The sequence below is a fragment of the Paenibacillus sp. 01T422 genome, from assembly GCF_056398785.1.
Window position 1 is genome coordinate 1 of sequence record NZ_JBFTQB010000266.1, and the last position, 10850, is coordinate 10850.

General features: G+C 48.9%; 7 protein-coding genes. All 7 read left to right on the forward strand.

The window, feature by feature from the left end:
* Positions 1-392 precede the first annotated feature (392 nt).
* Positions 393-2399 (forward strand): helix-turn-helix domain-containing protein, encoded by a 2007-nt coding sequence (locus tag AC1DUA_RS16320; protein ID WP_477500769.1) that lies wholly within the window; start codon positions 393-395, stop codon positions 2397-2399.
* Between the two features lie 49 nt (positions 2400-2448).
* Entirely contained in the window at positions 2449-2913 is a 465-nt protein-coding gene (locus AC1DUA_RS16325) for a helix-turn-helix transcriptional regulator (RefSeq protein ID WP_477500770.1), read from the forward strand.
* Between the two features lie 126 nt (positions 2914-3039).
* A complete protein-coding gene (locus AC1DUA_RS16330; RefSeq protein ID WP_477500771.1) occupies positions 3040-4407 on the forward strand; it encodes a diaminobutyrate--2-oxoglutarate transaminase in 1368 nt (455 codons plus the stop codon).
* Positions 4346-6205 carry an IucA/IucC family protein gene (locus AC1DUA_RS16335; protein ID WP_477500772.1) on the forward strand — a complete coding sequence of 620 codons (1860 nt, stop codon included), beginning with the start codon at positions 4346-4348 and terminating at the stop codon, positions 6203-6205. Before AC1DUA_RS16330 ends, AC1DUA_RS16335 begins: the two co-directional genes overlap by 62 nt.
* 2 nt (positions 6206-6207) lie before the next feature.
* Positions 6208-7293: an MFS transporter gene (locus tag AC1DUA_RS16340; RefSeq protein WP_477500773.1), complete on the forward strand. Its 1086-nt coding sequence runs from the start codon at positions 6208-6210 to the stop codon at positions 7291-7293.
* Between the two features lie 10 nt (positions 7294-7303).
* Entirely contained in the window at positions 7304-9124 is a 1821-nt protein-coding gene (locus tag AC1DUA_RS16345) for an IucA/IucC family protein (RefSeq protein ID WP_477500774.1), read from the forward strand.
* The coding region (locus AC1DUA_RS16350; protein WP_477500775.1) for an IucA/IucC family protein at positions 9124-10850 on the forward strand (1727 nt) is incomplete at its 3' end. The genes AC1DUA_RS16345 and AC1DUA_RS16350, both read left to right, overlap by 1 nt.

Here is a 10850-nt window from a genome sequence, read left to right on the forward strand (position 1 = left end):
ACATAGAGCGGTCTACTGCTTGCAATTCCAGCCCTCGTTGCACAAAGTACAATCAATTTGGCGCTGTTACACGAAAACAGCGGTTTGGAGCCCGTAATGTTGTACTAAGTACAATATAGGGGAGTGCGGAGGGCTAAATGCGGTCATAATGTTGCACAAAGTACAACATAGGGATTGTAATAGCGCTATCGGCAAGGGGAGATGGAGTTTGTTAGTCGTTTGACGGAGGAAGAGGCGCAGGTACAGACAAAGCTAGTTTATGAGATTCTTTTGGCGAACATTGTATAATATTGGGTTTTAAACATAAAACAATTGATATTGATTATCAGTATCAATATAATAAAGTTAGTCAATTGATAATCATCCAACAAATACCAGGAGGTGAACGGGAATTGTCTTTTCAGGAGCAAATCTTGCTTTGGAATCATGCGGCACTGAAAGTGCTAGACGTGCGTCGTACGATTATGCAGCCAGGTGAAAGTATACATGCCTATCAGCTTCCAGCGAGTGTATTTCTGTATGCAACGCGGGGGAGGGCCCAGCTGCTGCTTGATAATAGCGTATATGCTGTGGATAAATGTCATGTTTGTCATGCAGGCAAAGGCACTTTTCTTGATATTGTCAATGTCTTGGAGACTTTTGAGTATTTTATGGTGTTTTATAAAGCTGTTCTAGCGCTTCCTGYCAGGAAAGATCTGCTGCGGCTGCAGGAGAAAAGCAATCCATTTAAATTGCAGTTTGGATTTATGCCGCAGCATTCGCTTTCTTTGTTTTTACAGATGGAAGAAATGCATCAACAATGGACGCAGCTTGGGGCATTGGAAAAGTTCCATGTCAAAGCGTTATTTCATCAGTTTGTCTATGAGATGCTTCAGCAGTTACAGGAGCAGGGCAGCGAAATGACAGGTCCGGAGCCTGTCGGTCAAGCGATTCGCTACATGCAGCAACGTTATGCGGAGCAAATTACCCTGCAGGGATTGGCAGATCTGCTGGATTGCAACGGCCGACAGTTGCAGCGGCTATTCAAAGCGAAGGTAAGCATGGGGCCGATGGAATATTTGATGCAGGTACGATTAGGGAAAGCGAAATCGCTTCTGCAGCATACGGACGTACCCATTGCCGAAATAGCAGAGGACGTCGGATATGCGGATAGTTACTATTTTAGCCGAATATTTAAAAAGCATGTTGGCGTTTCTCCGGGCCGATTCAGAGAGAAATCCAGTCAGGCGGATTTCCGTCGTCAAAATCCATTGGTTTTGTCGCAATTGCCCATTGTTCCCAGTAAATTGCAAAAGTATAGTGGGTTAGGTGAGGATGAATATCATTATCAAGAAATAGCTGGAAATATGGCATCCTATGTCCACTCAAATCCTAAGTCTTCTATGGCTATTGGCTTTATGCTGACGTTTGCCTTGCTCCTGAGTGTATGCTCAGGGCCGGCCGCTGTAAGCGCCCAGGCAGATGGGAGTGCAGCTCATACCAAAAGAGCTTTGGTACAGTCTTCGGCCGTAGTCGGAAAGTCATCAGAATCGAGGGCTTTTACTGCTTTACATACAACTCGAACGATCATACATCTTAATGGCGAGCTGCCGCTGGACAAAATACCGGAGAATATCGTTGTACTCGATACGCAATATATCGATCAATTGTTGGCACTCGGCAAACAGCCCGTTGGCACCGTTATTGCTACATCGGATATTTCGGAATTCCCTGCCTATGTCTCGCATCAGCTGAGCGGCATCAAATTGATGGGGACTAAGGAGAAGCCTGATCTCGAGGCAATTAAGCAGGTAGAGCCCGATCTTATTATTTGTACAGAGTTTCAAGCGCATAGGTATGCCGAGCTTGCTCAGATTGCGCCAACACTGCTGCTGGATCGGAACGCGGATTGGCGTTCCACGCTTCAAACGTTTGGGCAGATTTTGGACAAAGAGCAAGAGGTGCCTGACGTATTGGCCTCGTATGAGTATAAGATCGCTACTCTGCAGGCCGCTCTAGCGAGCAAGTTGGGTGGCGAGACCGTTGCCCTAATCAGGCCGCGCGATCATCAGATTCGGCTTCATACGACTGCACACCGCACAGCAGATATTTTGTACAGTGACCTAGGAATTCAAGCTCCAGAGTGCGCTAATGACAGCGAGAGTTCTAGCAAGTGGATTTCGCTGGAGTCGCTTCAACAGGTAGATCGTTTACTAGTTTTAACGGACGATTCCAACAAAGAATTGATCAGTGAATATCAAAAATCCGAGGCATGGCAAGGTCTAAGGGCCGTACAAGCCAAGCAAGTGTACTCGGTCAATACAACAATGTGGATTGGATATTACGGCCCTATTGCCATCGATCTTATTTTGGATGAGATAGCAGAAGCTTTCCTGCAAGAAAATTTGCTGACGGTATAGAGATAATAGTGTGAGAGTCACCTACTATATACGGATGGAGAGAGAGAATATGACCTTAACCAAAGTGCGATTGACGATCGATTCCAGTGCTGAGGATGAATTGGCGCGAGCTAAGCTGGTCGATTTGCATCAAATTGTCGTTRATCAGGTGATGCGACTTAAGATGAATGAATCGGTGAAAGTCACGATTGAGTATGGGGGAGCCGATCAGGAAGATCGGCTTTCTTCGCCAACGATGGCTAACGGTGAGAATTATGGGGATGATCCGCAAAGCGGGAAAATGGATAGCTTGAGTGAGAGGCAGCGGCAAATCGCCGAGATGTTATGCAACCATTATTCGATTAAACGAATTGCGGAAGAGCTATATGTGAGTGTGAATACCGTCAAGAAACATATTCAGAATATGAAAAAGGCGCTCAATATCGATGTTTCGGGTGCAGATTTTATTTATACGGTGAAGAAAATACTGCAATATGGGGGCAGTGAAGAGAAGGTCATGCTTCAATCGGAGTAGTGATATTATCTGATCGGAGAATTTACTGTATTCGGATTTGTTTGGTATGCTGATTATGTAAACTGATAATGATTATCATTATCACGTAAACATAAAACAAACAAGATCTGAAGGAGTGAAGCAATAATGGTTAATCTTACTGTCACGGAACAGTCCCAAAATACGCGCTATCTCGAAAGCCAATCGCAGCGGGAATCCAATGCGAGATCTTATCCTAGAAGGCTTCCGATTGCGATACAAGAAGCGGAGGGAATTTACGTAAAAGATATGGACGGCAAGGTGTATTACGATTGTCTTGCCGGAGCCGGGACGCTTGCGCTCGGTCACAATCATGCTGTGGTCGTTGACGCGATCAAGCAAATGCTGGACAGCAAGCGACCGCTGCATACGCTGGATCTAACAACTCCGCTGAAGGAGCAATTCGTGGATGAGCTGTTTGCCAGCTTGCCGGAGGAGTTCGCTAAGAACGCACGGATCCAGTTCTGTGGGCCGACTGGCGGAGATGCTATCGAAGCTGCGATTAAGCTTGTCAAAACGGCAACGGGCAACCGCAGCATCCTGTCCTTCCAAGGCGGGTACCACGGGTCAACGCATGCAGCTATGAGCCTTAGCGGAACGCTAGGGCAAAAAGAGAAGGTGAACGGCCTTATCCCGGACGTGCACTTCATGCCATATCCTTACGCATACCGCTGCCCGTTCGGCGTCGGTGGAGAACAGACGCATGAGCTGTCCTCCCGCTATATCGAAAATTTACTCGACGATCCCGAAAGCGGTATTGTTTCTCCTGCCGGGATGATTTTCGAAGTTGTACAAGGCGAAGGAGGCTCTATTCCTGCACCTGTGGAATGGCTTCGCGAAATGCGGAGAATTACGCAAGAGCGGAATATTCCACTCATTATTGATGAGGTACAGACTGGACTTGGGCGGACTGGCAAGCTGTTTGCTATTGAGCATGCCGGTATCATTCCGGATGTTCTGGTACTTTCCAAAGCGATTGGCGGAAGTTTGCCATTATCGGTCGTCATTTACAATAGCAAATTGGATGTATGGAAGCCGGGGGCGCATATCGGTACGTTCCGGGGGAATCAGATGGCGATGGCAGCGGGTCTAGCTACACTGAAATTCATCAAGGAACATGATGTTCCTGGCAAGGTAGAGAAGCTTGGTCAACATTTACGCAATCACTTGAACGAGCTGAAGCTTGATGTGAACTGCATTGGAGATGTGCGTGGAAGAGGCTTAATGGTCGGTGTAGAAATTGTCAATGCGAAAGCAGCGTTGGATCGACTTGGTCATTATCCCCAGTATCCCGAGTTGGCTAGACGGATACAACAGGAATGCTTCCACAGAGGCCTAATTCTCGAAGTCGGGGGCAGACATTCTTCTGTCATGCGTTTCTTACCACCGTTAATCGTCACACAGGAGCAGTTGGATGAGATTGCACGCCTGTTCAGTGAAGCTGTTCATGCAGCCTGCGCAGCATTGGATGCGTGATTGGAGCGGTAGAGAGAGGAGAGATCGACCACGGATGTTACAACAGCAAACGGACGCAGCCGCGAAAAGCACGGAGCTTGCGGAAATGGCGACCATACGCGCATTACTAAACAGCTATTTGAGAGAGACCGGGGAAAGAGACCCAAGGGCAGCAATCCCCGGATTACGATATTTCATCGATTCCTTTCCTAAGCAAGGCGATCCATTTATGCTTCATCTCCCGATGATCGGCAAAACGATTACGGGAGCCATAACGTATTACTCGGCCATGGGCCAGCATACGTATGGATCGTTTTTCTATGAAGCGATATCCGGTGGTGTGTTTCGGGAGCTGGACATGGAGCGGTTGCTTACGCTGCTGCTTACAGAGCTGGGGAAAAGTGAAAAGGCTGAAAATGGTCATAGTGACGAGCAGCAAGTTAGATCGCGAATCGAGAATAGCTACCGGAAGATGAGCCAGTACATGGAGCATTTTCTTAATCAAACGCAAGCGGAGCTCGCTTGGAAACCGGAATGCGTCCGCTCGGAGCAGTCGCTCTATAGCGGTCACCCGTTTCATCCATATCCGAAAAGCACCGAAGGTTTTGACTTTAACGAGCTTGCTACCTACAGCCCTGAGAGGGGCGCTTCCTTTCAACTGCATTATTTTGCAGTTCGCAACGAGTTGGTGCATGAAGAGTGGCTGGACGGAGAAGAAGCTGTGGCGCTTCGGCCTTTTGCCACATTGCATGCGCGTCAGCAATTAGGCGATGCAGCTGGAAGCTACAAATTGTTGCCTATGCATCCTTGGCAGGCGGTTTATGTAATGCGCCAGCCACAAATTCAGGAAAGAATGAAGAAAGCAGATATCATCAGCCTTGGTTTATGTGGTCCTGTTGTATATCCGACTTCTTCGGTAAGAACAGTGTGGGAGCCGACAGGAGGCTACGGCTTCAAGCTGCCGCTGCATGTTCGCATCACGAATCTGCTGCGCGAGAACACGCAGGAGCAAGCAGAGCGGACGATGGATGCGGCGCGAGTGCTGCATCATCTTAGGAATGAATGCAATAACGATCATTTCCGCATTCTTTCCGAGACGGGCTACAGCAGCGTTAGGTTGGCAGAAATGCCAGAGGATTGGTCAGCATGTTTCACGGTCATTTACCGTCCGATGAAGCTTCCTAACCCATCCACGTATGTGCTGGCTTCGGTGTTAGAAAGTTGGCCAGGTCAAACGGAGCCTAAACTGATTCAGGCAATTAGACAAGGCAGGCAGGGCATATTGCCTGACATGCGTGAGTGGCTGGCTGAATACTTGCGAATCTCGATGGTATCGCTGCTGCGCCTACTGGCCGAGCAGGGAATTTCCTTCGAGGCTCATTTGCAGAACTCGCTTGTGTCCTTGAAGAACGGCATGCCCGATTGCTTCTATGTGCGTGACCTCGAAGGCGTAAGCATCGATCGCCGCAAGGCAGTTGAAGCGGGCTGGACCCAGACGCTGTTGGCAGAGAGCAGTCCCGTGCTGTACGAAGAGGCAGAAGCTTGGATGAGGACTAAATATTATTTCTTCGTGAATCACTTAGGTTCACTGATCCATACGATTGCGGCATATAGCCGTGAAGGCGAAGAGCAATATTGGCGCGTCGTCCAGAATGTGCTTGAGCAGGAGCGGTCAGGAGCAGATGAAAGAATGCTTCCTTATATTGATGATTTACTGCACAGCGGAAGCTTGCCCGCGAAAGCCAACTTCACAAGCTGTTTTTTATCCAGGGGAGAAAGACCGCTGTTTGTCAATATCCCTAATCCGATGAAGGTGTAGTTGTGGAGAAGTGGAAACGAAACCTTTACATTTTATACGTCGGTCAATTTATGGCCATGGCTTCAACGAGCAGTATTACCCCTTTTTTACCGCTGTACTTGCAAGAGCTTGGACTTACGGATCCGAAAAAAGTGCTTTTCTGGTCCGGTATGATTTATGGGGCGAACCTGTTAACGGCCTTTCTGTTCTCCCCGCTTTGGGGGAAACTGGCTGACCGCTATGGGCGCAAAGTGATGCTCGTCCGATCCGGAATCGGCATGGCAATTACCATTACGCTGATGGGTGTTGCAACCAGTCCCGTGCACTTGCTGTTGCTGCGTCTCGTTAATGGTGTTCTTTCCGGCTTTGGACCGGCAGCCATTGCGCTTACCGCAACGAATACGCCCAAGGAGCGCAGCGGATATGCATTGGGCATTCTGCACTCCGGGGCGGTGGCCGGTACGATATGCGGGCCGCTGATAGGCGGTTTGATGGCTGACCACTTCGGTCTGCGAGAGGTGTTTTTTTATACCGGCATCAGTATTTTTGTAGCTGCATTCATCGTTATTTTCGGCGTTAAGGAAACGTTCGAGAAGRAAGTAAAAACCGAGAAGAAAACGGATCTGATTCAGGATTTCAAAATGATTGTGGCTAGAAAGCCAATTGCCTCGCTTTTCGTCTCCTCCGCAATATTAAGGGCGGCAATGATCGGCACACTGCCGCTCATTCCGCTGTACGTACAGCATTTGGCGGCTGGATCAGATAATCTGGTCGTCCTGGCAGGTATTACCTCGGCGTCCATGGGGATTGCCAATATGATTACAGCTCCGTATCTGGGCAAGCTGGGCGACAAGTTCGGTTCGCATCGGATATTTATCATGGAGAGTCGGACATACAGCTACGTCAACTGCGCTGTGCTGCTTGGCGGCTTGGCAGGCTCGCTCGGTATGGGAGTCATAGCGTCGAGCTTTGGTTTGCCGATGATCTTCCTGTGTGCAGCCGGATTGCTTATTATGAGTAACATTTGGATGAAAATGAAAGTGTTTCCCCACATCACGCCGCTTAAGGAATCGACTGCCCTAGCAGGCGGTCAGGAAATAATCAAATGAGGTGTAGCGAATGAGTACGACACAATGGGTACCTGCAAGCCAGGCTGATTTGGATAAAAAAGTAGAGGAACGGGTGCTTGGACAGTTAATTGAAGCCGTTCTTTATGAGGAGATTGCCATTCCGTTGAGCGGGGTGCCGGCTTCTGGATTTGATGGAGAGCTTGCTCTGCAAGGGAAAGCGGCTGATGGGGAGACGGTTACCTACCGCTTCTATGCGAAAAGAAAAATGACCTTTGACCGCATCCGTTTAGCCAGAGATACGATCAAGCGCCAGAAGGGGAATGAAGAATGGGCTGCTGCACAAGTGTCTCAGTTCGTCCTGGAAGTGCTTGGTCAGATTCAGCCAGATCAAGAACGGCTGGGGATGCTGCTTGAAGAGCTGCAAAGCACGTTCGTGAAAGATGTGCAGGCTCAGGCTTACCGGGCATCCGTGCCKCAATCGGGGCAGCAGCGCAGCTATGATGAGTTGGAAAGTCTGCTGGATGGTCATCCCTATCACCCGTGCTATAAATCACGGATTGGCTTTAGCCTAGAGGAGAATGAAAGGTACGGCCCTGAGTTTAATCAAGATTTGCAGCCTGTATGGGTAGCTGTTGCCAAGTCCGATAGTCAGCTTTCACTTCTGGAAGGGGAAAATTATCGGGACATTATTCAGCATGAGCTTGGCATAGAAATTTATAGCCAGTTCGAGGCGATTTTGATCGAAAAAGGGCTGAATGCCGCCGATTACCTGTTCATGCCTGTTCATCCTTGGCAGTATGAGCACATGATTACCTCCGCATTCCAGCAGCAATTAGCGGACTCTACGATCGTGAAGCTTGGGTCTGGGGATGATGTGTACCGTGCGCAGCAATCTATTCGCAGTTGGGCGAATCAGTCGAACCAAGAGAAAGCTTATTTGAAAATGGCGCTGAATATTACGAATACATCGACCAGACGAATGCTTGCGAAGCACACCATCCTGAATGCGCCACTTGTTTCACGTTGGTTGTTGTCACTGACAGAAAAAGACGAGACGGCCAAGAAGCTTGATCTTGTATTTCTGGCCGAATTTGCAGGCATCACTTATGAGTATGATAAGCTCCCGGCCAACTTGCAGCCGCAGGCTTACGGGAATCTAGGAGTTGTGTGGAGGCAAAGCGTTCATCGTTTCTTGAAAGACGGCGAAGCCGCTATTCCACTGAGCTCTGTCACGTATGTAGATGGCCAACAGCCATACATTGAGCCGTGGGTGCAGCAATATGGCCTCAAAGCATGGACGCGCCAGCTGCTTGATGCAGCCATAACCCCGCTTATTCACATGCTGTATGCGCACGGACTTGCGATGGAGTCGCATGCTCAGAATATCGTGCTCATCCATAAAGATGGCCTGCCTGCTCGGCTCGCGTTGAAGGATTTCCACGATGGCCTGCGATTCTCCAAAGCGCAGCTTCCACAGCCGGAATTTTGTCCGGATCTGAACTTAGAACCTGCAGCGCACCGGGCKATTAACCGGCATTCCTATATGCAAACGGATGATTTGGATGCCGTGAAGGATTTTCTGCATAGCGCCTTTTTCTTTGTGTGTTTAGGCGATATCGGGATCTTTTTGAACGAGCGTTATGGGCTTGAAGAGTCGGAGTTTTGGCAAATGGTTGCGGATGTGATTCAGCAGTATCAACAGGAACACCCGGAGCATAAGGCTAATTTTGAAAAATATGATCTCTTCTCCGATACAATTCGGATCGAACAATTAGCGCGAAGAAGGTTATGGAAGGACATGGAAGTCGATCCGAAGCATGTTCCGAACCCCTTAGCACATTATCGTTTCTCTCAAGGAGGCCATGTATAATGCCAAACAAACTTACGAGCAATAAGGCTGAACAAAGGGTCATGGAAGATCTCGTGAATGCTTTATTGGCAGAACAATTTCTAGATGGTCATGTGTCTATAGAACTGTTGTCCAAAGGGGAGTGGGTTTCAAATGCCTCACAGGATGATCAGTTAAAAATGGTCCAGGAACAGTTTGGAGTTGAGGTAGAAGCGCAGGCAACTCATGTATACCGGTGGAAGCTGGAGGATGCCGTGATCGTATTTCCCGTGAGCACGTCGATCACACAGCCATATCGGTTCGAAGCTTCCTACGGTGTGTACAAAGTAACCCAAGGAAAGGACTTGTCCAGACTCGGACCATTGGAGCTTATGGGGTATGCTGTGACTCTGTACACAAATGACCCCGTGGCGGTTGATCCGTATGGAGCGGTAAAGTTCCTGCATATGATTGAGCAAACGCTGCTTCAAACCTCATTTTCGCTTGAAAATGAGCAGCCAAGCGCGCATATTCTCGGACTGACGCAGGCGGCTGCTCTGCTGGAGGCAGAGCGCAAAGCGGCTTACCGTGACAGACCTTTTCATCCCGTGTCCAAAGTGAAGCAAGGATGGGCTTATGATGAGTGCAGCAGCTACACGGCTGAATTCGGACGTCCGATCAAGCTGAACTGGATGGCCGTGAAGCAAGATTACGTCGTATCCGGGCTTGAGGAGGGGAAGGAGTTATTCCCTGTAGACCTGCTGCTCACGGACGAAGAGCGAAATCAGATCAGCGCTGAGCTGGATAGACGTGGTCTAGGTGAAGGTGCATATACCGCTATTCCTGTGCATCCGTGGCAGATGTCGGCGATTCTGCCAGAGCAGATTAAAAGGGAGCTCGAAGAGAAGATCTGTATTCCTTTGGAAACGGAAACGGGTACCTTCTACGCGACATCATCTGTGCGGTCTTTAATGCCGGAAAATGAGAGTCAATATCATGTGAAACTGCCGTTAGGCATTTATTCACTGGGCGGACTTCGTTATCTGTCGGCGATCAAGCTGATGAACGGTCAGCAAGCGGAGTCTTTGATGAGACAAGCCGTGGAGCGGGATGCCGTGCTGAAGCACAAGCTGTTTTTATGCGATGAAACGAAATGGTGGGCGTATTTACCGGAAGATCGGGATCTGTTCGCCGACTATCCAAGACATTTATCCACGATGATTCGGGAATATCCGGCAGAGCTTGTGCAAGATGCTGATATTCGTTTGCTGCCAATGTCGGCGCTATCGGTTCACGAATCAGTGGAAAACGGCCATATTTTTGATGAGTGGCTGAAACTGATTGGATCAGATCAAAGTGCTGAAGCTGCCGTACAGCTGTTTCGTGAAGTGCTGGTGTCCTACTTCGAGATCTGCTTCCGCTTGTTCCGACTCGGTATGATGCCGGAAGTACACGGTCAGAACTGTGTGCTGGTATGGAAGCAAGGCAAAATCGAAGGACTGCTGCTTCGCGATCATGATGCCCTGCGTGTGCATGTGCCTTGGTTAAACGCGAATGCTCTTGAGGACCCGGCGTACACACTGCGTGCGGGGTATCCGAATTCGCTGTATCACGATGAGCCGCAGAAACTGCTGACTTTTTTCCAAATGCTCGGTATCCAAGTGAACAGTTATGCGATACTGAAAAGCATTTCTCACTATTATGGCTTGAGCGAAGCATCCTTGTGGAAAGAGCTTCAATCATGCCTGGAGGAGGCTATCCAGAAAGC

Excerpts from the sequence above, each read along its gene's own strand:
- AC1DUA_RS16335 (WP_477500772.1), top strand. The coding sequence starts at position 4,346 with ATGAGATTGCACGCCTGTTCAGTGAAGCTGTTCATGCAGCCTGCGCAG.
- AC1DUA_RS16330 (WP_477500771.1), top strand. The coding sequence starts at position 3,040 with ATGGTTAATCTTACTGTCACGGAACAGTCCCAAAATACGCGCTATCTC.